The organism is Rhodococcus sp. YH3-3, from assembly GCF_001653035.1.
Classification (GTDB): Bacteria; Actinomycetota; Actinomycetes; order Mycobacteriales; family Mycobacteriaceae; genus Rhodococcus_F; species Rhodococcus_F qingshengii.
The window spans coordinates 1,227,756-1,249,318 of record NZ_BCWH01000002.1; the positions used below are offsets into that span (position 1 = coordinate 1,227,756).

Genomic DNA, 21,563 nt, shown 5'->3' on the forward strand with positions numbered 1-21,563 from the left:
GACGGTTGGGTACACGTGCCCCGCGTGGGCGGAGATCGACCAACGTGCCCGAGGAGTCCTCACCTGCCGGCGCGAATCCGGCGGCTCGCAGCTCGGTCAGGACTTCGCGGAGAGGGGCCTGCGAAATCGCGACGGTGGGAGCCAAGGCGCGCAGTGCCAACGGCTCGGCCACTGCGGATGCGAGGACCTCCGCCAGCAGTGACGCGTCCTCACATCGAATGAACGACGCCGCCACTCCGGCACGCAGTCGTCCGTGTCGACGGGCGACATCGTCGATCAGATACGAAAGTGATTGGGGGACAAGAGTCTTCGATTTCGAAGCGAACATCGCATGCAGTTCGGTGGCCGTCAGACCGGCGTCGAGCGCACGACGCACGCTGTCCTCGCTGATGCGGTACATGGACGCCGATCCGGCCGACTCGATGTCTGCGACCAGGCTCACCTGCTCGAGCAGGTCCGGTACCAGCGGGCCGGGCGCAACCAGAGTCAGATCCGCCTGGACCAGGATGTAGTCGATGGGCTCGGGTAGCGCGGACTGCATTTCGGCTTCGGCGTCCCCGCCGTGCAGCAAGGCTCGTCCAGGTGACGACAACGCGCCGCGGGCCACCAGCCCGAGAGCAGCGGCCTCGTCCAGAGTCCGCTCGATCGCGAACGTCCGCAGGCGCCCGCTCCATCGCGGGCGTCGCCACGCCAGCAGCCGACTTACCTCGACGGCCGACGCGGTCTGGCCGCTGTCGAGTTCGGAGAGCAGCCCCAGAATGGCCTGACGATCTCGCGGAGCCGCCGGAGCGCGGCCCTCCTCGGACAACGCCGCGATCGGCTTGTCGGTGGAATCGCGCAGCCCGATCATCCACGGAACTCGAGGTACGTCGACCCAGGCGGACGCCAGGACCTCCCACCGTCGCGCTGTGGACGCGTTCAGCCAGCCGTCGACCGCGAGCGTGGGCGTCCAGTATTCGTCCGCGTTGTCCGAGACCGGCGCCGGATCTGGTGTTCCACTGGCGATGAGTCCGGCTGCCGAGAGCAACTCGACAAGTAGGCTCACGCGCGCTTCGTCGAGATCGGCCGTCTTGGCCACGCGTCGTAGTTCTCGAACACCGAGCCCACCGGCTCGCAGTGCGGGGGCCGGCGCTGCGCCCAGAACAGCGATCACGTTCTCGCATTGGCGTACCAACTCGAGCGCCTCGCCGGCTGCTGCGGCGTTCACGTCCGCCGGCTTGAGTTTGTCGCCCCCGATGACAGGTGCGGTCAGCGTCGTCGGATCGAAAACCGGCTCGCCGCGGATGACCTGACGAACCGTCGCCGGAAGCTCGACGGTCTGCTCGTCGAGCCACCGCAGCAGGCCGGCCGCCAGCAGTCGTTGAACCGGGCGCTCAGGCGGCGTTCCGGGGGCAGCGTCGCGGGTGCGACCGATCGGGCTGGAGTTGGCGAGTGTCTCGAGGAGATCCCGCTCGCGGGTGTCCAGAGCGTTGAGCGCAGCCGAGATCTCGGTCTCGGTCATCGCCTCGGCAGGTTCGAGGGCGCGCCCCACACGCCACGGAATCATCCCGATGACTGCCGGGACGACGCTGATGGGATCGACACCCCAGATGAGGGCGGACGCGCGCATCTTCGACAGAGACTTGTCGACGGCCTTCTTGGTGACCTTGCCCTTGCCGGTCAGCGCTCGTTCGGCGATCGCACTGTTGAGCTCCGCCCGCGTCATCGGAGTTTCCTCGGCGCCGCCCAGCGCCAACAATTCGAGAAGACCGAAATCGAGGGTGTCGAGTTCGTCTGCGGCTCGGCTGACCGACGCGCGTTGCTGTGCCCGACCGCTGAGAACCACCATCGTGCTCGGCGGCGGTACGGCCAGATCGGGGCGCAGACGCAGCAACTCCGTCAACTCGGCGTCACTGCGCGCCGAGAGCCAATCGGTCAGACTTTCGGCTGCGGAACTGCCCGCCGGGGTGCCACGTGTTTCGGTCATCAGGTATCAGATTAGAGACCTGGTCTGTACGGCGTAACGGCGTCCTGTCAAAATGACTTCGTGGCCAACAATTCGAAGCAACACTATGTAGATCCAGGATGGCCGGAAACTGCAGACGGAGATCACGCAGTGACCGAATTGTCATCGACCCGCGCAGGTGGACTTTCACCCTTCGGCGAGGACACCACCTTTCCGGTTCCGGTGGAGTCACTTCCTTACGTACACCCGCACACCGTCATCAACCGATAACAACTCGACACGAAGAAGGCCCGCACCGAATCGGTGCGGGCCTTCTTGATGTTCGAGCGTCCGAGCGGACAGTCTTGCCGGTGTTACTTGAGGAACGACTTCGCGGTGTCGGCGACTGCGAGGATCTGCGGGTCGACCGGGATGCCGTTGGCCTCGGCGAATGCGATTGCCTGATCGATGGCGTCGGCGACCGGGTGTGCAACGGTCTGTGCGACCTGCTGCGCCGGAGCCGGAGCTGCCTGAGGAGCCGTCGTGGCCGGAGCGGAACGCTCGGTGGCGCCGCTGCTCAGCCCGAGGCTGGAGGAGCAGGACGGCCATGCGCCCCAACCCTGGTTTGCGAGAACACGCTCGGCAACAACGATCTGCTGCTCGCGAGTGGCCTGGTTTGCGGTGGCTGCGTACTGTCCGCCGCCGTGTGCGTTCCACGTGCTGGGGGAGAACTGCAGTCCGCCCTGGTAACCGTTGCCTGTGTTGATGGCCCAGTTTCCGCCGGCCTCACACTGGGCGAGACGATCCCAGTCGGAGTCGGGGGCAGCGTTTGCGGTTCCGGTGGCTGCAATTCCTGCTACGCCCATGATGGCGCCGGTGACGGCGACCTTGGCGACAGTGCGGCCGGTGGTGGTGGGCTTGCGATGGCGTCCGCTCATGATGGTCGAAATCCTCTCCACACGCGCCTGCGAGGTCAGCTGTCGGGTTCGGGCTGAGAGGTCGCCCGGCCTCGCCTTTCCTGGCTGGAAAGGGTCTGGCTTCACCCCAAGATTCGGTCTTGCGATCGAACCGGTGTCCACTGGAGAACTTTTCTGTTCTCACAGAGGACTTTGGGTCCCCCGTCCTCGTCCCTGGAATGCTCTGTCGGAAGTCCGGTACCCGCGGGACAAGGCTTGGCGCGGCGGGCCGGAGGTGGCCGAGTTTCCCGGCCGAAAACGACGGTAACGGCTCGAGTCGCTCGTGTCACCATTTGATAACGCGGCGTGGCGAAAGCCGTACAACGCGTCACACAAAGCGCAGGAGACTCTTCCCAGGTAGGTGGGGGTGCCCCAGTGAATGTCCGGTTGTGTCCGTTCCGTTATCCATCCGTAATGTGAGCAAGGTCACACGTTATGCGGAAATACAATTTCGGGCGATTGAGAGGTGTGTCGATCCGGGCCCAAGGTGTGGCCCGTGTCTCAACATCGAGATCGAAACTTAGGTTAGGTTTGCCTGACTTGCCTCGATTGGGCAGGTTTCGCAGAGTCTTCCAAAGAAGTAGGGCACCCCTCATGAAACTGCAATACCGTCGGCGTGCGGTCACCGCATCACTCGCCGTCGCCGCTGCTGCTGTCGGCCTGGCCGTCACTGCTCCCGCTGCACACGCCTCACCCGAGGATCCGACACACGGTGTTGTCGGAAGCTATTCCGCTACCCAGCCCGGCGACATCGTCGTCGACTCGGCAACCCACCGCGGATACATCACGCAGTACGGCGGACCGACCAGCTCGTTGTCCGTCGTCGACACGAACACCGGCAAGTCCGTCGGCACCATCGACGGCGTCGTCGGTTACCCGTCGGCACTTGCCGTCGACTCAGGCCTCGGACGCGCATACGTGTCCTCCTCCTACGGCGGCGCGATCTCGATTGTCGACACGAAGACCGGGAAGGTCGAAAAGACGGTCACGCTGAGCGAGAAGAACCCCGACGGCTCGCGTCCGCAGATCAACGATGTCGTCGTCGATCCCACAACACACCGCGCGTACTTCTCGGACTACAAGTCCGGCAACATCCGAGTCGTCGACCCCAACGCCGCCGACGCCGTGTCGAGCATTCTGGTCCACAAGTCGGCAACGCCGACCAAGCTCGCCTTCGACAGTGTCCGCGGCTTCCTCTACATCGCGGACACCAACTTCTTCGACGAGAATTACGGCCGCACGCTGTGGCAGGCGGACGTACGCAAGGGCGGAGCACTCAAGTCGATCGTGCGTGCCGACAACCTCTACCCGGTCGACGTCGATGTCGACACGAACACCGGCAACATCTACATGACCGACACCCGGGCAACCAACCTGTGGGCAATCACCCCGGCCGGCGCGGTTCTGTCGAAGACCACGCTGTCTCCGACTGCGATTCCCAACGGCGTGGTCGTCGACGCTGCGGCAGGCATTGCATATGTCGCGGACGTCATGAACGGACACCTGTGGTCGGTCGATCTGACGACCCGCGCCACCACCGCTCTGACCGATACCAAGGTTCCGGCACTGGAGAAGGTCAAAAACCTCGCGCTCGACACCTCGACCGGCGCCATCGCGTCGACGACCAACGGGGGCAAGGTGACAGTCGTTGCTGCGTACCCGCTACCCGCCACCGTCGAATTGCCTGCCGCTCAGGTAGGTAAGGCGTATTCGCAGAAGCTCACTGCCGCCGATGCGCGCGCAACGTTTGCACTCACCAGTGGCACTCTGCCCGGCGGACTGTCCCTCGCACAGGACGGCACCATCTCGGGTACCCCCACCGCTGTCGGCAGCGTCACCGTCGAGATCACTGCGAAGAGCGTGCTTTCGCGTGCTTCGAGCGTGACCATCGTGGTCTCCGAGGGGCCGGTCGGCCCCGTCGATCCGGGCAACCCGGGAACGGGAACCGGTTCGCTCGGTAACCTCCCCGGACTCGGTAGCCTCGGCCGCTGATACGACCTGATACCAGAGAACCCGACCACAGCAACTGCTGTGGTCGGGTTCTTCGGTCCGCGGGCCCGCTATGCGTAATCGACGCGGTCCACGACTATGCGTAATTCACCCGGTCCACGTCGACGATCTCCTTGCCGAGCGGCATCAGCGAGATCGGAATCATCTTCAGGTTCGCGACCGCGAGCGGAATTCCGATGATCGTGATCGCCATCGCGACGGCGGTGACGATGTGTCCGATCGCCAACCAGATACCGGCGATGATCACCCAGATGACATTGCCGATCATCGAACCGACACCAGCGGTCGGCTTGTCGACGACGGTCTTACCGAACGGCCACAGTGCGTAGATGCCGATGCGGAATGCCGCGATTCCGAAGGGAATCGTGATGATGAGGATGCAGCAGATGATGCCTGCGGCGAAGTAACCCAACGCCAGCCAGAAGCCGCCGAAGACCAGCCAGATCACGTTCAGGAGGATTCTCATGGTCAGTGACCTTTCGGTTGGAGGCGGGAGTGATCAGCGCACGCGTCGACCGGATCTGAGCGTGTAGACGATGGCCAGGAGGAAGCCGATCGGGCACGCGAGTGCTACCAGGTACAACGCCAGGCCGGGTGGGGTGTCGCTGAAGATATGGACTGCGAAGATGGCCACGATCGCCAGGAATCCGACGATGAACAGTGCCATCGCCGTACGGAACAGACCGTTTCCGGTGCCGGAAGTGCGCGGGTTCGGTTGAGGGTCCACACCTACGAGGATAGTGCCTGTAAACCTGGGTGCCGACCCGGGTTCGTCACAGGTAGACTGTTAACAGACTGCGCGCCCCGCTGAAGCAAGTGTGGGGCGCGTTCTTTTGCATTCTTCCACCGGAAGCGATGCGAGCAAGGCCATGAGGCTCTTCCGAGAGCCTCCCGAGCACATTGGGGCAGACGCCCCAGTCGAGTGATGAGCAGGTGAACGCGGTGCCGACCGGCAAGGTGAAGTGGTACGACGTCGAAAAGGGTTTCGGCTTTCTGTCGCAGGAAGAGGGCGAGGACGTCTACGTCCGTGCTTCCGCTCTCCCCGAGGGCGTCGAAGGCTTGAAGGCCGGCCAGCGCGTCGAGTTCGGAATGGCTGCGGGCCGCCGCGGTCCGCAGGCACTGAGCCTGAAGGTACTCGAGCCGGCGCCGTCGTTGCGCGGCGCGACGGCGACGCGTCGTGAGCCCGTCGAGCGTAAGCACACCCCTGATCAGTTGCACGGCATGGTCGAGGACATGATCACGTTGCTCGAGGCGAAGGTCCAGCCGGATCTGCGCAACGGCAAGTACCCGGACCGCAAGACCGCTCAGCGGATCTCCGAGGTCGTCCGGGCCGTCGCTCGCGAGCTCGACACCTGATCGCTCGATACGAGCTGCCGTACACGGCTTCGAAACAAAATGCCCTGCACACCAATCGGTGTGCAGGGCATTTTCGACGTTCCGGGGATCAAGCGGTCTTGATCGACCAGATCAGCAGTCCCTGTTCGCTTCCCTCACCGACGGCGAGGTGGATTTCGACGCCGACCAGTTGCTTGACGGGATCGCTCGAAGACTCGACCGTCACTGCCAGGGCCTCGCCGGGCTCGAAGACTCGGGGCTCACCGGTCTGGTTGCCGTCGGCATCCTCGTAGACGGCGAGCAGTGCCCACTGCGCATCCGAGACGTCCGTCGACAACGACAGCTGCAGCGGGTAGCCCGCTGGAACGTCGAGTGCGTAGATGTCGCCCACCTGGGCGCACTGGGACAGGTCGATGGTGCAGAAACCGGCAGGGTTCGTTTCGATCGTCTTGCCGTGTGCGTATGCAGTGATGACCGGCAGCTTGTCGGGGTCGTCGTTGATGTTCTTGATGATCACGAAAAGAACGGAGACGTAAGCAACCAGTGCCACCACCATCAGGACACTGATCGCTGCCACGATCTTCTTTGTTCTCGAGCGCATCATCACTGCGGAGTACTTCCTTGTCCTCGGTTGGATTTACCGGTGTAAATCACTTCGGTCACTTCTTGTTCGGCCAGATCGGGTCGCTTCCCGCCGAGGCCGGGCAGGAGGCTGCTTCCTCGGTAGCTCAGGAAGGTCTGCAGAAGCCCGATCGTCAGGAACACCGATACAACAGTGAACCCGATCCAGTATTCGGTCGGAAGCAGAACCCCCAATGCGCCGCCGAGTACCCAGCTCAGCTGCAGAACCGTCTCGGATCTACCGAATCCGGACGCGATCGATTCCTCGGGCAGGTCGTGCTGGAGTGACGCGTCGAGTGAGACCTTGGCGAGCGCGCTGGCGGCCGATGCGATGAGCGTGGCAAGCGCGGCCGTCATGAGGTTGTCCGTCAGAGCTGCGATCACCGCGATGATCCACACCGACGCAGTACACCGGAGCACGATCAAGGCAGGCCGGCCGAGCTTGAGGCGCGCACCCGTGGCATTTCCGGCGAAGTTACCCAGACCGGCTGCTGCGCCGACCAGGCCGAGCATCATGGCCTGCTGGAGCGGCTCGTGATCGGTGCGTGATTTGGCGACGAACGCGATGTAGAGCGTCAGGAAGCCGGTGAGCACGCGAATGGTGCCGTTGCCCCAGAGTCCGATGATCACGGCGCGTCCGAGAGGCTGACGGACCTTGGCAGGTTTGGCGTCCGGCTGCGGTGGGGCGCTGCCGGCGTGATGCGCTTCGTCCGGGTGGTAGGTGATGGTCGCGGGAACCTCACCCTCGGTGACCTCGACCCACGACGGGATTCGCATGCTCAGATATGCGCCGAACACGGTGACGGCGACCGCGAACCACAAGGCGCCGGTGGAACCGAAAGCGAGCGCGAGCGCACCTGCGACAGCTCCGGCCCCGATCGTTCCACCGATCAGCCCGAAGACCGTCAGACGCGAATTCACGCGCACCAGGTCTATTTCCGGTGGTAGGACGCGTGGTGTCACTGCGCTCTTGAGCACCGAGAACGATTTACTGAGCACCATCATGCCGAGCGCGGCCGGATAGAGGATCCAACTGTCGAAGTTGAAGACCAGGATCACCGCGAGGAGCGTCCGGATTCCGAACGACGACGCGAGTGCGATGCGGCGTCCGCGCTGCAACCGGTCGAGCATGGGGCCGATGAGCGGTGCGATGACCGCGAACGGTGCGATCGTGATCAGGAGATAGAGCGCGACCTTGGTCTTGTCCTCGCCCGTCGCCGCCGAGAAGAACAGCGTGTTGGCCAGAGCGACGGAGATCGCCGCGTCGGTCGCGTTGTTCGTCATCACCGCGTAGGTGAGAGCGGTCAGACCGGACTTGTCCGCGCCGTCGGCCTTCGCCGCGCGCTGGAAGGTCGCGATGCCCTTGTTCGTCAGTTCGCGGCTGCGCATCGCTGCGACGCGAGTGACGGTGAGCTTGCGAGGCATCGGTGGAGCCTTGGGAGCGTCCGCCCCCGGCGTCTTCGAACCGGCCGCGGATTCGGAGTCTCCCCGCGATTCGGGAATCGGATGCAGCGGTGGCAAAGGCGTGCGACGGGCAGCGGGACGGGCCGAAGGTGGGTAATTGTCCGGGCGGGCCGCGGGTGGGTAATTGTCGTAACCGGGGTGCACCTGTTGCCCCTCCGGCTCGTCGTGGATTCGCCGAGTTTCGGGGTCGTAGGGTTCGCGCGGTCCGGTCACCACTCAATTCTGTCCTAGTGTCGGCGCGGCTACCACGCACACCCCTGCGAGTCCTGTGTCATGTCGGACTCAGTTAACAAAACGGACTTCGAACATCTGCGGCCAATACTTGCCGGTGAGCAGGAATCGATCGGTACCGGGAATCTGCGCGATGCCGTTGAGAACGTCGACGGTGCTGGTCGATCCGTCCGCGACGAGTTCTTCGCGTAGCGGCGAAGCGTCGTACACGTTCGTGACGCTGCCGTCCGATGGGTCGATTCGGACGACGGTGTCCGTGGTCCAGACATTGGCGTAGACGGAGCCGTCTTCGGCGCATTCCAATTCGTTCAGCTTGCCGACGGACTCCGAAGATCTGGTGACGTCGACGGTCGAGATCGGCGCAAAGGTTTCGGGATCGCGAAAGGTCAACGTGGCCGAACCGTCGCTCGAGACAATCCGATCCCCGAGCGAACAGATTCCCCATCCCTCGGTGTCGAGTGGGAACCGCCCCCGTTCGGTCAAGGTGTCCTTGTCACGGGCGATGGCAACGCCGTCTTTCCAGGTGAGTTGCCACAGTGTGTCTCCGGCGACCGTGATGCCCTCACCGAACAACGGCGGGTCGAGATCGGCACGCGCAACTTCCGGTCCCGAAGCGGGGGACTGCTCGTCGGAGATCTCGCTCGAGCGCACCCAGGACTGCCCGACGCGTCCGGTGCTTTCGTACAACCGGTTTCCGTCGATCTCGAGGCCCTGCGTGAACGCGTCGGGATCGTGCGCGGACACTCGAACGATCTCGACGGAGCCGGTTTCGGACGTGAGGTTGTCGGGAGCGCCGGGGGAATCGGAGCACCCCGCCAAGGCCGAGGCGATCACGGCGACCACTGCAAAAGTGCGCACGGAATTGGCGTGTGACCTACTCATCTGCCCAGCATGGCAGCCCAGTGCGTTGCGGACTTGCGGTGGTGCGGCAAACTGGAGGAGTGAGTGTTGCTACTTCTCCAGAGCGTGCAGTGCCGCGCCCAGTACTGGCCGATGCGGTCGAGCTTGCCCGAAAGGCAGTCGTCGACCTGCATGAAGGCGGTGTGGGGGCATACCTCGGCGTGACGTCGGAGGACGAATTTGCCGCCACCCATCGATTTGCAGCAGACATTCCGGGATACCGCGGTTGGCAGTGGGCGGTTGTCGTCGCTGCCGGACCGGAGGACACCCACGCCACGATCAGTGAGTTGGCGCTGTTGCCGGGTCCCGACGCGTTGGTTGCGCCGGAATGGCTGCCATGGGATCAGCGGATTCGTCCCGGCGATCTGTCCGTCGGTGACCTACTCGCCCCGCCGGCCGAGGATCCTCGCCTCGTTCCCGGCTACGTCGCCACCGGTGACCCGGAAGTCGACGAGGTAGCTCTCGAAATCGGGCTCGGCCGCAAACAGGTCATGAGCCGCGAGGGCCGACTCGATGCCGCGCAGCGTTGGTTCGACGGTGACTTCGGCCCGGAGTCGGAGATGGCGAAGGCCGCGCCGTCGACGTGTGGACTGTGTGGATTCTTCCTTCCACTCGCCGGTTCGCTGCACGCAGCGTTCGGTGTGTGCGGAAACGAACTCTCCGCAGACGGCCGTGTGGTCAGCGTGTCTTACGGTTGTGGCGCGCACTCGGACACCAGCTTGCCGCTCGGTGCGGGCTCGCCGCAGTTCGACGCATTCGACGACGGGGCCGTCGAGCTGATTGCGGTGCCCGCTCGCCCGTCGAGCGCTGTTGCAGTTGAGGATTCGGTATCCACCGAGTAGAAGATCCGTTCGGTACGGACGCACTCCGCGAGGCGACGCTGCGCGCGTGGTCGGAATCTCCGACGCGATTGCGTGAAGACGCGGCTGCGGAATCCGACCTCGCGAAGGCCGGGTACCGCGACCGTCTGCTCACCGAACTGGCGCAGAACGCTGCCGATGCAGCTGCACGCGAGGGCGTCGAGGGCTCTTTGTGGGTGGACGTGGACGGTCGGACGATGACGGTGGCGAACACGGGCCGTCCACTGGACGAATCCGGTGTACATGCGCTCACCGCGCTGCGCGCGTCGAACAAGGTCGACGCCGACGAAGGTGTGACGGGACGGTTCGGCGTCGGATTCTCGGCAGTTCTCTCGGTCAGTGACGAGGTGGAACTGCGCTCGTCGACGGGATCGATTCGATTCTCTGCCTCGCACACTCTGCGCGAGATCGAGTCTCGCGAACTCCCGGTGCCGGAAACCGGTGTCCCCGTACTTCGTTTGGTGTGGCCGTCTGGCGAATTGCCGAGCGATGGTGCTGATTCGGAAGTGGTGCTGACGCTTCGGCCGGACGTCGATGCCGCGGCGCTGCTTTCGCAGATGACACGTGAGGCAGTCGACCTGCTGCTCGAACTCCCGGCTCTCGGATCAATTCGTCTGGGTGAGAAGACTTTTCGGCGATCGGAACGGGTGCTGGATTCCGGCCTCGTCGAGATCGCGATCGGTGATCGCACGTGGTGGCAGTACACCGCGCCGAACGCGCGATGGTTGGTGCCGGTCCGCGACGGGGTCGTCGAGCCGGTCGCAGACGACGTCCTGCGGGCGCCGACGCGATCCGACGAGGAACTGTCGATCCCCGCGATCATCATTGCCGACATTGCAATGCAACCCGATCGGCGACGCCTCATGCCCGCTGCACCGATCGCTCCGCTTGCCGAGGGGTACGCGAAGTTCCTTGCTGCACTACCTCCTCGGCAGCGAACGGCACTCGTTCCGATCCCTGCCTTTGCCCGCAGTGAAACGGATTCGCTTCTGCGTGAAGCGCTTCTGAAGGAGCTGCAGGAAAACGAGTGGCTTCCGGTGGTCGGTGAGCCCGACCGCGCGCCGCAGCGAGCGTCCGTGGTGCCCGGGCTCAGTGATGACCTTGCCGAGTTGCTCACCGACATCATCGGTGGCCTGGTTGTCCCCGAGCTCTCCGGCCCCAAGCACGAGCGAGCGCTCGCGGCGGTGTCGACACACCGCATCGGGCTCGCGCGCATCGCCGAACTGCTCAGCGGTTCGGAACGTGAACCCAAGTGGTGGAATCGCCTCTATTCGGCTCTCGAGCCTCTGGTGATCGACACTCTTGCGGTGGAAGAGCTTGGAACACTGCCGGTTCCGCTCTCCGATGGACGGACGGTGACCGGGCCGCGGACCGTCGTCGTCGGCGTCGAACTGGGCGAAGACGCGCCGTCGGTGGAGTGGACGAGGTTGGTTCATCCCGTCGCGGTTCACCCGTTGCTGTCTCGATTGGGAGCGCAGACCGCGAGTGCCACCGACCTGCTGTCCGATCCGGCGCTGCGCGCATTGATCGAAGATGCTGCGGACCAAGATGATTCGGTAGCGACGGAGTTGGCGCAAGTGGTGCTCGGATTGGCGGCCCACGTGGCGCCAGGGGCGCTGCCGTCGTGGATCGGTGAAGTGCTGCTTCCTGATTCGGAAGGCGAATTGCGGTCCGCCGACCAACTTCTGCTTCCGGGAGCTCCCCTTGCAAGCGTCCTGTTCGAGGATTCTCCCTTCGGCATCGTCGACGCTGATTTTGTTCAGCGGGTGGGGGAGCAGGCGCTACGGGTAGTCGGTGTCGGGTGGGGTTTCACGGTGGTCCGTGAGGAATTGCCGTCCGGCCCCGATCACGATCTCGACGCCGAAGACGCATGGTGGGACACCCTCGACGAGGACCCCGAATACATCGAAGCCGTGCGCGATCTCGATCTCGTGGACGAAGACCGCTGGCCGCAGGCGCTGTCGCTGCTGGTCGAGTCGCCGGCGACGCGGGCGCTGCTCACCGACCGTCGTGGATACACGGCGTGGTGGTTGCGTTCGAATGCCGAACTCGGCGGTGAGGTGCTGGGCTTGCTGCGCGCTCCGGGCGATCGCACCTTCGAGGGATTGCTCGATGCTGCCGAACACCCCGACGCCGGATTCTTCTCCGGATTGCTGGCATCGGATACCGTCGACGATCCGGAACTGGCTCAGCTGCTGCTCGATCGGCTTGCCGACCCACTACGGATGCCGGCCTCCGCCGTCGTCGCGCGGACGCACCGACTACTGGGGGAGGCAGCGCAGCGACGGGTTCTCGACCTGGAGGAACTGCACCTGCCGCCGTTCGTGCGAGGCCTTTCCGGCGATCTGGTCGATCCCGGCGACGCCCTTGTTCTCGACCGACCGTGGCTGGGAGCGGCACTGCCTGCACAACGAGTGGTGCTCGGCAGCTTCGAGACGGCCGACGCACTGGCAGATCTGCTCGACGTCGCGACGGCGTCTGCATCCGTTCACGGACGAGTGAGCAGCACCGGCGTCGTGACGACGTGGGCGAACGAACCGCAGGCAGTTCTCGGCTTCGCAGCCCTCGGCCGTGAGGTTCCCGGCGGCGAGGTAGTGATCCATCACGAACTGTCGGTGGAACTGACGGGGGCGGTCGAGACGACGGTGATCGTGCCGTGGTGGGTGGACTCGGACGGCGTTCATCACGTGATGCGTACGTGGACTCTGCCGCAAGGAATGTGAGGGCAGATGTCTTTTGATCAGTGGGTACTCGACAGCGCAGTGAGTCAGCGGACGGCGTGGCTCGTGGACGTCGTCGACGTCATCACCGACAGCGGCGGAACCCTCGCGTCGTGGCTGATCGCGACGCTGCTCACGATCGTGCTTCTGGTTCGGGGACTACGCACCGAAGCTCTGCTGATCGCCGGATCGATGTTGACCGGTCTGCTCGTGATGAGCGGATTGAAGCGCATCTTCACGCGAACCCGTCCACCCGTGCCGGAGCGGTTGATCGAAATCGATTCGTATTCGTTCCCGTCGGGCCACGCGATGATGAGCGCGATCCTCGCGACTTCGGTTGCCGCCGTGATCCTTCTTCTTGCCTTGCCGAGGCTCGCGAAGATGGCAATGCTCGCGAGCCTCGGCCTGTACACGATCGCCGTCGGATTCTCCCGCGTCTACCTGGCTGCCCATTGGATGACCGATGTACTGGCAGGTTGGGCGTTCGGGATGATGTGGGCCGGGGTGTGGATCTGGGGAACCGCGCAGATCAGAAAGCGCCGGGCGCTGGTTACTTCGTGAGCTCGGCGAGTAGTTGGCTCGTGGCCCACGGCAAGCTCAGTGCCGAGCTTGCGGTCAAGGCCGCACCGACCTGCGGAGCCTGATCGTCGTTGACGTAGATGACGCGATTGTCCTTGACCACGTCGAGTTGCTGGAAGCCAGGGTTGTTTCGGACCGCCTGTGCGGCATCGGGATTGCCGATGACAACGAGACGGTCCACGTCGAGAAGATCCAGTCGTTCGGTGGAGATCGGCGCGTAGAACTCACCGTTCATCAAGGCCTCGACCGCGGGAGCAGGTTTGAATCCGAGACTGCCGAGAACCCGTCCGCGGGCGTCCTCGGAGGAGAAGGCGTAGAACTCCGGGGTCGCGTCGACGCTGATGATCACCGCGGTCTGGTCTGCAAATTCCGGGTGAGCGCTTCTGGCGTCGGCGAACTGCTTGTCGATATCGGCGACCAACTTCTCGCCGTCGGCTTCGCGACCCACTGCCTTCGCTGCGGTCTTCGTCGTGATCTGCCACGGAGTTGCGTAGTCGCCGTAGGCCGGATCCTTCGCGACGGTCGGGGCGATCGCGGAAAGTGTGCTGTACAGGTCTTTGTCGATGCTCGAGTAGAGCGCGAGGATCAGGTCGGGCTCGAGCGCAGCGATCTTTTCGACGCTGATCGTGGTTTCGGGATTGCTGCCGACGACGGTCGGTTCGGTTCCGCCCCAAGGGCCGGTGACCCATGGCCACGTGCGGTTGACGTCCGGTTCGCCCGGGTACTGGTTGACCATTCCGACGGGCTTGATGCCCAGAGCCAACAGAGCCTGCTCGTCGTTGTAACCGACGGTGACGATCCGTTGTGGTTCGGAATCGATCGTGGTGCTGCCGAAAGCGTGATCGATCGTGACGGGGAAGGCGCCACCACCGGAACTCGACGGACTACTTGCTGCGTCGTCGTTCGAACTGCAGGAGACGAGTGCTGTGCCGACCAGGGCGACCACAGCAACGGATGTCAGTCTCGTCCAACGTCCTCGGCTTTTCCAACGATTTCGGTGGGAGATCTTCACGGCTACGTGGTTCCTTTCAGCATTGACAAGCTAAGACCGACACTGGAGTGCAGGGTAGGCTTACCATACTGAAAGGGTGAATCGACCTGCTCAGTCGACCAGACCGGCGCCCTGTTGTGCGCCCTTGTCACCGCGCACAGCTGCGCGTCGTTGAATGGAGAACAGAGCGAAGCCGAGGAAGCCGACTCCGATACCCGCGTAACAGATCGGGAGTGCATCCGACCAACGGTCGCCGCTCACCGCGACCACGATCGTGGCGATCACCCACAACGCGGTGCCGATGATCAGTGCCGGCGCGGGTGCGGACAATTTGCCGATCAGGCCTGTTGTGTTGCGAGTCTCCGTCACAAAATTAACGCTACCCGTACCCCGGTGGCCTACTCTCCCTAGTGCGACCGGCTTCATGTGCGCCGGCACACGGCGACCTACAGCGATGGGGAAAGAACAAACATGGCGGCACCCGGCAAGATCCTCGACACCTATTTCAAGATCAGCGAACGAGGGTCGACGATCTCGACCGAGATTCGCGGCGGTGTCGTCACCTTCGTGGCGATGGCCTACATCGTGGTCCTCAACCCCCTGATCCTCGGCAGTTTCTCGGCTGACGACGCTGCAGCGAAGACCGACGTTCTCGGCAACATCCTTCCGGTCAACCAGGTGGCTGCGGTCACCGCTCTGGTTGCGGGCCTGATGAGCATAGTCTTCGGTGTCGTTGCCAACTATCCGTTTGCCATCGCCGCGGGTCTCGGCATCAACAGCCTGCTCGCCGTCACAATCGCACCTCAGGTCACCTGGCCCGAGGCGATGGGCCTGGTGGTCATCGACGGTGTGATCATCGTTCTGTTGGCACTCACCGGTTTCCGAACTGCGGTGTTCAATGCGATTCCCTCGGCATTGAAGTCCGCGATCGCGGCCGGTATCGGCATGTTCATCGCCTTCATCGGACTGGTCGACGCCGGATTCGTCCGCCGTATCCCCGATGCCGCCGGTACGACGGTTCCCGTCGGACTCGGAATCAACGGCTCGATCGCTTCGTGGCCGACCGTGGTGTTCATCTTCGGTGTGCTGCTCATGGGTGTTCTGGTAGTGCGCAAGGTTCGTGGTGGACTGCTGATCGGCATAGTCGTCACGACGATCCTCGCCGCGATCATCGAGGCAGTTGCCGACGTCGGACCCTCGCTCGGAACCAACCCCAAGGGCTGGAACCTCAGCATCCCCGCGATCCCGGAGATGCTCGGTGGTATGCCTGATCTGAGCCTGGTCGGCGACGTCAGCATCTTCGGCGCATTCACCCGCATCGGTGTTCTGGCCGCCAGCCTGCTTGTCTTCACCCTCGTGCTCGCGAATTTCTTCGACGCCATGGGCACGATGACGGGTCTCGGTAAGGAAGCCGGCCTGACCGACAAGGACGGAAACCTCCCCAACGTCGGTCGCGCGCTTGTCGTCGAAGGCGCGGGCGCGATCGTGGGCGGTGGCGCTTCGGCGTCGTCGAACACCGTGTTCGTGGAATCGGCGTCGGGTATTGCCGAAGGCGCCCGCACGGGCCTGGCAAACGTCGTGACCGGACTGCTCTTCCTCGTCGCGATGTTCCTGACGCCGCTCTACTCCGTCGTGCCGATCGAGGCAGCTGCGCCTGCCCTCGTCGTCGTCGGTGCGCTGATGATCGGGCAGGTCCGAGACATCGATTTCACCAAGTTCTCGGTTGCTCTCCCGGCGTTCCTGACCATGATCGTCATGCCGTTCACCTACTCGATCGCCAACGGCATCGGCGTCGGCTTCATTTCATGGGTGGTCCTGCACGCTGCCAGCGGTGGTATCAAGAAGATCCACCCGTTGCTCTGGATCGTGGCGGCACTTTTTGTGGCCTACTTCACTGTCGGACCCATTACCGACGCCCTTACGTGAAATCAGGGTTGACCGGTATTCGATTACGTGAGCTACCGGCCAGCTCTTGACGTATTGTCTGACGCGTGACCACCGAAACTCGTGCGCTGGCCAGCGATCTTTCCCTGGCTGTAGTGCGTCTCACCAGGCATCTGCGCGGCCGCAGAGTCGACGCTCAGGTATCGCTGACGCAACTGTCCGCCTTGGCGAGCCTGGATCAGTACGGCCCGATGACTCCTGGCGTACTCGCAGCACGTGAGAAAGTGCAGCCGCCGTCGATGACGCGCGTTGTTGCTTCTCTCGCCGAGCTCGGTCTGGTCGAGCGCTCGCCGCATCCCACGGACGGTCGTCAGATCATCGTGAATCTGTCCGACGCCGGGCAGGCGTTGCTCGCGGACGAAACCCATGCGCGTGAGGCGTGGATGAACGAGCAGCTGGCCGGGCTGGGTGGCGAAGAACTCGCGACGCTGCGCGGTGCCGTCGAGATCATCACCGAGATGGTCAACAAGACGGAGTAGCTCCGTGAGTTAGAGGTCGCGTAGCTCCGCTACCTAGAGGTCGTTGCCCAAACGAATTACTCGAGGGGCAAGATAGTGGGGTGCCCCGAGACCCCGATTCCGGCATGTTTGCCGCGCTCCACAACCGCAACTACCGCCTTTGGGCTTCCGGACAGATCGTTTCTCTGGTCGGCACGTGGATGCAACGCATCGCCCAGGACTGGCTGGTACTGACGCTCTCGGACGGCAATGCGCTGGCGGTGGGCATCGTCATGGCCTTGCAGTTCGGCCCGACGCTGTTCTTGTCGGTGTGGGGTGGGGTGCTTGCCGATCGGTACGACAAGCGTCGGATCCTGATCTTCACGCAGTGGGCGAGTGCGGTATGCGCGCTGGTGTTGGGTCTGCTGGACGTCGGTGGGCTCGTCGCGTTGTGGCATGTCTTCCTGATTGCCTTTGCCCTCGGCTGTGTCTCGGCGCTCGACGCACCCGTGCGTCAATCGTTCACCATCGAAATGGTGGGCAAGGAACACCTGTCCAACGCCATCGCGCTCAACTCCATGACGTTCAACACGGCCCGCATCGTCGGTCCGGCCATCTCGGGTGTGCTGATCAACCTGATCGGAACAGGGTGGGTGTTCCTGCTCAACGTCGCGACATTCGGTGGGGTGCTCATCGCGCTCTACCTGATGAACAAGAAGGAGTTGATCCCGTCGGAACCGGCCCCGCGCACCAAGGGGCAGGTGCGCGACGGGTTCCGATATGTATGGGGCCGCAAGGACCTTCGCGTGATAATGGTGTCGGTCTTCATGGTCTCGACCTTCGGCCTGAACTTCGCGATCAGCCTGGCGGTGATGGCGCGCAACACGTTCGGCCTCGAGGCCGACGGTTACGGATTGCTGTCCACGACGCTCGCCGTGGGCACCCTTGCCGGCGCTGCGTACGCCGCAAGACGGAAGGAAGCGCCGCGGTTGCGGACGTTCCTCGGTGCCGCCGTGGCTTTCGGTGTGTTCGAGGTCGCGGTGGGATTGATGCCCACCTACGCGTTGGTGGCGCTGATGTTGATCCCCACGGGCGCACTGACGTTGACGTTCACGACGTCCGCGATGAACATCCTGCAGATGTCGGTGCCTTCCGAGATGCGCGGGCGGGTGATGGGTATCTACATGCTCAGTTTCCTCGGTGGCACACCGCTGGGAAGCCCGTTGCTGGGTTGGCTCGCCGACTCCGTGGACCCACGTGCGCCCTTGATCGTGGGCGGAGTGATCTCGCTCGTCTCGGGCACTGTGGCCGGGGTGTACCTGCTACGCAGCGAAGGGCTGAAACTTCGTCTTGCGCGACCCGAAGACGGTGGCAGGCTGCCGGTTTTCGTCCTGCGTCCGGTGATCGTATGCGACGCGACCGAACAGGCAGTCGAGGCTAGCCGCGCGCCGTGACCTTCTCACGCTTGGGAAACACCGTGTAGCTCAGGGCGATTGCTCCCCAGATTGCGAGTACCACTGTCAGCTTGCTGATCCATCCGTCGAGGGCTCCAGTGCGGGTGGGGTCGTCGACGAGGAAGATGGCCGCGCCGAGAAGTCCGCACGCGACGGCCCAGGCGATCGCGGCTTTGCCGAACTCGCGCCATTCGCGCAGTGCTCGCGCACTCCCGTACTTGGGTGGTGCGACGGGAGCCGGGCCGCCGGCGAATCGGTAGGCGAACCTGGCGTCGGCCCAGGAGATGAGGCTGTGTCCGAACGCGACGGAGAATCCGATGTAGGCCGCGGCAAGCCCATGGGTGAAGTTCGCCTCGCCACCGCCACGAAGATCGAGGGCTGTGGCGACGAGCAGTACGACATCCACCAGGGGCGCGCAGATGAGCAGTGCGGCGCCCAGCGTTTTGCGGCGCAGTAGATAGCGGGCCGCGAGACCTGCGGCGATGAACACCCAGAACATGATTTCGCACGCGATGATCAAGTGGACGATCATGACATCAGCTCATTTCTAGTACGACTGTGTTAGTGATTGAAAACTAGCACAGCTGTGTTAGTTTTGTGAAGTGGTGAAACGTAGCAGTCCGGATGAGCGGCGTGAAGAGATCGCCGAGGCCGTGTGGCGTGTGATCCGTCGAGACGGTGTGGCGAGCGCCAGCGTCCGGGCGGTCGCGGACGAGGCGAAGATGTCGACGGGGTCGCTACGGCACTTCTTCGCGACGCAGTCCGAACTCTTGCTGTTCGCGATGACGCTCGTGACCGTCCGGGTGGAGGAAAGGATTGCCGGCATCGACTTCGATCCCGACATCCGCCGCGCGATCCGTCAGTTCACCGATCAGTTCGTTCCCCTCGACCAAGATCGGCGTGAAGAAATGCAGGTTTGGGAGGCCTTTGCTGCTGCCGCCCAGACCGATTCGGCGTTGACGGCGGTGCGTGACGAGACAGACCGGACCTTGTTCGAGCACTTTCGTTCGTTCGTGGAAGCGGCGCATCGAGCGGGTTTTCTACGGCCGGGTGCCTCGGTCGACATCGAGGCGATGAGATTGCATGCGCTCGCCGACGGGCTCGCGTCGCACGGCGTCGACAATCCCGAGCGAACCAATCCAGAGGTGATCAGCCAGGTGCTCGACGCGCATTTTGTCACGCTGTTGCGTTAGGTCGGGAGTAGTGGTGGGGGCTCGCGGTGCGTACGGCACGATAGACCCGTGGTTCACGTCATCGACATCTCAGATCCCGCCGACCCCCGGCTGGATGACTTTCGCGATCTCAACTCTTCGGATCGGCGCCCCGACCTCCCGGAGGGCAAGGGACTGGTCATCGCCGAGGGAGTGTTCGTCACTCAGCGACTGCTGACTTCGCGGTTCGAGCCGATCAGTCTCCTCGGCGTCGAACGACGGCTCCTGGAGCTCGCTGACGATCTCGACGGTGTGGACGTGCCGTTCTACCGTACGAGCGCCGAAGTGATGGCCGAGGTCGTCGGATTTCACCTCAACCGCGGCGTCCTCGCTGCAGCAGCACGCCCGGCACCGCTCGCGGTCTCGGACGTGTTGAAGGACGCGAAGACCGTCGTGGTCCTCGAAGGCGTCAACGATCACGAGAATCTCGGCTCGATGTTCCGCAACGCGGCGGGGCTCGGTGTCGATGCAGTTCTGTTCGGGAAGGGTTGTGCCGACCCGCTGTACCGGCGGTCGGTCCGTGTGTCGATGGGGCACGTGCTGCGAGTGCCCTTCGCGCATGTGGCAAAGTGGCCACACGACTTGGATGAGCTGCGTGGCAACGGTTTTCAGCTCATTTCCTTGACTCCGAATCCGGAAGCGGTCACTTTGGCCGAAGCGATGACCGGGGAGAAGGTAGCGCTACTGCTGGGCGCCGAGGGGCCAGGTTTGACCGAACATGCGATGCGGGCCACCGATATTCGTGCCAAGATACCCATGGCGCCCGGCACCGACTCGCTCAACGTCGCGACCGCAGCGGCGATGGCCTTCTACGAACGTGTCAGGACCGGCCGGTGACTCAGGACCGCACGCCCTGGTTCACCGGAATCGCGGTGTCGGTGTTCGCAGCCATGCTCTCGACCAGTGCCGTCGCGGCGTTCTGTGTCGCGCTGGGCAACGTGAACGTGCTCCTGGCGGTTGTCGTCAATGTCATTGCGGTAGGCGGACTTGCGCCGACCGTCTGGCGCTGGCGAGCCGTCCCCGTCTGGCGATGGGTGGTCTACGGCGCGGTAGCCGGCGTACCGCTCGGGTGGATCGCAGCGATAGCCGCGTGAACCTGTGAGGCTGCTCGGCGCTACTTGAAGCCGAAGTACCGAGCGAGGCGGCCGCGCGGCTTGGCCACCGGTGCGTCGTGGATCGGCGGCATGTTTTCGGGCATGGGTACCTCTGTCGGCGCCTGCTCGGGCATCGGCGCGGGGGCTGGGGGTGCAGGTTTGGGTGCCTCGCCGGGTCGGTGAATCTTGAAGCCCCACAGGAGAATCTGCGTTGTGTCGAGTTCGTGTTCTCGCGGCGCGCCGGTGTATCGAAATCCCAGCCACTCGAGGTTGGCGGACTCCGCGAACTGTTGCGGGTGGAACGGAAGTGACTGCGGATCAGGCAGGATCCCGGGCGGGTAACGCAGGGGATGGTTGCCGGCCCAGAATTCCAGTTCCCAGGTCTGTGGGATCCCCAGATTTTCGACGATGTCGATCGGGATGGCACTGAACGAGCGTCGTAGCTCGCCGTCCTCCCACAGTGCAAACGAACCCTGCGCGGTTTCGGGGACGGAGCTGATCAACAGCGTCGAGCCACCCTCTGCCGAAAGGTTCCAGGAATCAGGCAGTTTCGAGGGGACGAAGGTGCTGAGTTCGGAGCTGCAGACGACACTCACTCGACCGTACGCGCCGACGAAGACGTAGCCGGGGCTCACCGTCGCGGCCATCGACAGCGGCTGAGGCCCGAGCGACTCGAACTCCTTGTCCGGGTACAGCGACATGGCGATTTTCAGGGCCTCGGTCTGATCCGGCTGTGGGTACCTGCTCAATTCGGTGCGAGCGTCTGCGCCGCCCAGAAACCAGATCGTCGATACCCGTGCAGCCACCGGCAGCCCTCTCTCCTCAGCCTCGC

Annotated in this window: 23 protein-coding genes and 1 riboswitch; of the genes, 12 read left to right on the forward strand and 11 right to left on the reverse strand. The window is 63.9% G+C overall.

Annotated features, from left to right (window positions below):
- The coding region (locus YH3_RS18590) for a helicase-associated domain-containing protein (protein ID WP_238592647.1) at nt 1-1,966 on the reverse strand (1,966 nt) is incomplete at its 3' end.
- 60 nt (nt 1,967-2,026) lie between these two features.
- Between YH3_RS18590 and YH3_RS18595 the strand changes: the two genes are divergently transcribed.
- Nucleotides 2,027-2,215 (forward strand): hypothetical protein, encoded by a 189-nt coding sequence (locus YH3_RS18595; RefSeq protein WP_019744939.1) that lies wholly within the window; start codon nt 2,027-2,029, stop codon nt 2,213-2,215.
- Between the two features lie 83 nt (nt 2,216-2,298).
- On the opposite strand, the gene YH3_RS18600 is transcribed toward YH3_RS18595, so the two are convergent.
- Nucleotides 2,299-2,862, reverse strand: a complete 564-nt coding sequence (locus YH3_RS18600; RefSeq protein WP_003939675.1) for a transglycosylase family protein — start codon at nt 2,860-2,862, stop codon at nt 2,299-2,301.
- A gap of 8 nt (nt 2,863-2,870) precedes the next feature.
- A riboswitch (cyclic di-AMP (ydaO/yuaA leader) is annotated at nt 2,871-3,091 on the reverse strand.
- Nucleotides 3,092-3,474: 383 nt separating this feature from the next.
- Here YH3_RS18600 and YH3_RS18605 point away from each other — a divergent pair.
- Nucleotides 3,475-4,872, forward strand: a complete 1,398-nt coding sequence (locus tag YH3_RS18605; protein WP_064443843.1) for a YncE family protein — start codon at nt 3,475-3,477, stop codon at nt 4,870-4,872.
- Nucleotides 4,873-4,966: 94 nt separating this feature from the next.
- Here the strand turns inward: YH3_RS18605 and YH3_RS18610 are convergent, their stop codons facing one another.
- Together YH3_RS18610 and YH3_RS18615 are read right to left on the reverse strand one after the other, a co-directional pair.
- Nucleotides 4,967-5,356 (reverse strand): YccF domain-containing protein, encoded by a 390-nt coding sequence (locus tag YH3_RS18610; RefSeq protein WP_003939919.1) that lies wholly within the window; start codon nt 5,354-5,356, stop codon nt 4,967-4,969.
- A gap of 33 nt (nt 5,357-5,389) precedes the next feature.
- Nucleotides 5,390-5,617 (reverse strand): hypothetical protein, encoded by a 228-nt coding sequence (locus YH3_RS18615; RefSeq protein ID WP_003940194.1) that lies wholly within the window; start codon nt 5,615-5,617, stop codon nt 5,390-5,392.
- 215 nt (nt 5,618-5,832) lie between these two features.
- Here YH3_RS18615 and YH3_RS18620 point away from each other — a divergent pair, with 215 nt between their 5' ends.
- Nucleotides 5,833-6,246 carry a cold-shock protein gene (locus YH3_RS18620; protein ID WP_007733502.1) on the forward strand — a complete coding sequence of 138 codons (414 nt, stop codon included), beginning with the start codon at nt 5,833-5,835 and terminating at the stop codon, nt 6,244-6,246.
- Nucleotides 6,247-6,334: 88 nt separating this feature from the next.
- On the opposite strand, the gene YH3_RS18625 is transcribed toward YH3_RS18620, so the two are convergent.
- From YH3_RS18625 to YH3_RS18635, 3 genes are all read right to left on the reverse strand, one after another.
- A complete protein-coding gene (locus YH3_RS18625; protein WP_207624414.1) occupies nt 6,335-6,829 on the reverse strand; it encodes a DUF2771 domain-containing protein in 495 nt (164 codons plus the stop codon).
- Complete coding sequence (locus YH3_RS18630) at nt 6,829-8,523, reverse strand: MFS transporter (RefSeq protein WP_223304424.1); 1,695 nt, start codon at nt 8,521-8,523, stop codon at nt 6,829-6,831. The genes YH3_RS18625 and YH3_RS18630 overlap by 1 nt, the downstream gene beginning before the upstream one ends.
- A gap of 69 nt (nt 8,524-8,592) precedes the next feature.
- Entirely contained in the window at nt 8,593-9,423 is an 831-nt protein-coding gene (locus YH3_RS18635; RefSeq protein ID WP_073512664.1) for a glutaminyl-peptide cyclotransferase, read from the reverse strand.
- Between the two features lie 38 nt (nt 9,424-9,461).
- On the opposite strand from YH3_RS18635, the gene YH3_RS18640 reads away from it, so the two are divergent.
- From YH3_RS18640 to YH3_RS18650, 3 genes are all read left to right on the forward strand, one after another.
- Nucleotides 9,462-10,283: a DUF3027 domain-containing protein gene (locus YH3_RS18640; protein WP_030535360.1), complete on the forward strand. Its 822-nt coding sequence runs from the start codon at nt 9,462-9,464 to the stop codon at nt 10,281-10,283.
- Between the two features lie 68 nt (nt 10,284-10,351).
- On the forward strand, nt 10,352-13,024 hold the full coding sequence (locus YH3_RS18645) for a sacsin N-terminal ATP-binding-like domain-containing protein (protein ID WP_064443844.1): 2,673 nt from the start codon (nt 10,352-10,354) through the stop codon (nt 13,022-13,024).
- Between the two features lie 6 nt (nt 13,025-13,030).
- On the forward strand, nt 13,031-13,582 hold the full coding sequence (locus YH3_RS18650; protein WP_064443845.1) for a phosphatase PAP2 family protein: 552 nt from the start codon (nt 13,031-13,033) through the stop codon (nt 13,580-13,582).
- Here YH3_RS18650 and YH3_RS18655 read toward each other — a convergent pair.
- Both YH3_RS18655 and YH3_RS18660 read right to left on the reverse strand, forming a co-directional pair.
- On the reverse strand, nt 13,572-14,612 hold the full coding sequence (locus tag YH3_RS18655) for an iron-siderophore ABC transporter substrate-binding protein (RefSeq protein WP_082920608.1): 1,041 nt from the start codon (nt 14,610-14,612) through the stop codon (nt 13,572-13,574). The two genes, YH3_RS18650 and YH3_RS18655, sit on opposite strands and share 11 nt — an antisense overlap.
- Before the next feature lie 90 nt (nt 14,613-14,702).
- Entirely contained in the window at nt 14,703-14,960 is a 258-nt protein-coding gene (locus tag YH3_RS18660) for a DUF2530 domain-containing protein (RefSeq protein ID WP_007733492.1), read from the reverse strand.
- A 102-nt stretch (nt 14,961-15,062) separates the two neighbouring features.
- Here YH3_RS18660 and YH3_RS18665 point away from each other — a divergent pair, with 102 nt between their 5' ends.
- From YH3_RS18665 to YH3_RS18675, 3 genes are all read left to right on the forward strand, one after another.
- The gene (locus YH3_RS18665) at nt 15,063-16,517 is read left to right on the forward strand and encodes an NCS2 family permease (protein WP_003940242.1); all 1,455 of its coding nucleotides are present in this window, start codon (nt 15,063-15,065) and stop codon (nt 16,515-16,517) included.
- Nucleotides 16,518-16,582: 65 nt separating this feature from the next.
- Nucleotides 16,583-17,014: a MarR family winged helix-turn-helix transcriptional regulator gene (locus YH3_RS18670; protein WP_003939901.1), complete on the forward strand. Its 432-nt coding sequence runs from the start codon at nt 16,583-16,585 to the stop codon at nt 17,012-17,014.
- A gap of 104 nt (nt 17,015-17,118) precedes the next feature.
- A complete protein-coding gene (locus YH3_RS18675) occupies nt 17,119-18,426 on the forward strand; it encodes an MFS transporter (protein WP_007733487.1) in 1,308 nt (435 codons plus the stop codon).
- On the opposite strand, the gene YH3_RS18680 is transcribed toward YH3_RS18675, so the two are convergent.
- Nucleotides 18,410-18,958: a hypothetical protein gene (locus tag YH3_RS18680; RefSeq protein ID WP_003940103.1), complete on the reverse strand. Its 549-nt coding sequence runs from the start codon at nt 18,956-18,958 to the stop codon at nt 18,410-18,412. The two genes, YH3_RS18675 and YH3_RS18680, sit on opposite strands and share 17 nt — an antisense overlap.
- Before the next feature lie 70 nt (nt 18,959-19,028).
- Between YH3_RS18680 and YH3_RS18685 the strand changes: the two genes are divergently transcribed.
- From YH3_RS18685 to YH3_RS18695, 3 genes are read left to right on the forward strand one after another with little or no spacing between them, the layout of a single operon-like run.
- Nucleotides 19,029-19,619, forward strand: coding sequence for a TetR/AcrR family transcriptional regulator (locus YH3_RS18685; protein WP_037128521.1), 591 nt, complete (start codon nt 19,029-19,031; stop codon nt 19,617-19,619).
- 48 nt (nt 19,620-19,667) lie between these two features.
- Nucleotides 19,668-20,474, forward strand: a complete 807-nt coding sequence (locus YH3_RS18690) for an RNA methyltransferase (protein ID WP_003939731.1) — start codon at nt 19,668-19,670, stop codon at nt 20,472-20,474.
- Nucleotides 20,471-20,731 (forward strand): DUF2537 domain-containing protein, encoded by a 261-nt coding sequence (locus tag YH3_RS18695; protein ID WP_030535366.1) that lies wholly within the window; start codon nt 20,471-20,473, stop codon nt 20,729-20,731. Before YH3_RS18690 ends, YH3_RS18695 begins: the two co-directional genes overlap by 4 nt.
- A gap of 20 nt (nt 20,732-20,751) precedes the next feature.
- Here YH3_RS18695 and YH3_RS18700 read toward each other — a convergent pair whose 3' ends face one another.
- Nucleotides 20,752-21,537 carry a hypothetical protein gene (locus tag YH3_RS18700; protein ID WP_042921685.1) on the reverse strand — a complete coding sequence of 262 codons (786 nt, stop codon included), beginning with the start codon at nt 21,535-21,537 and terminating at the stop codon, nt 20,752-20,754.
- Between the last annotated feature and the right edge of the window lie 26 nt (nt 21,538-21,563).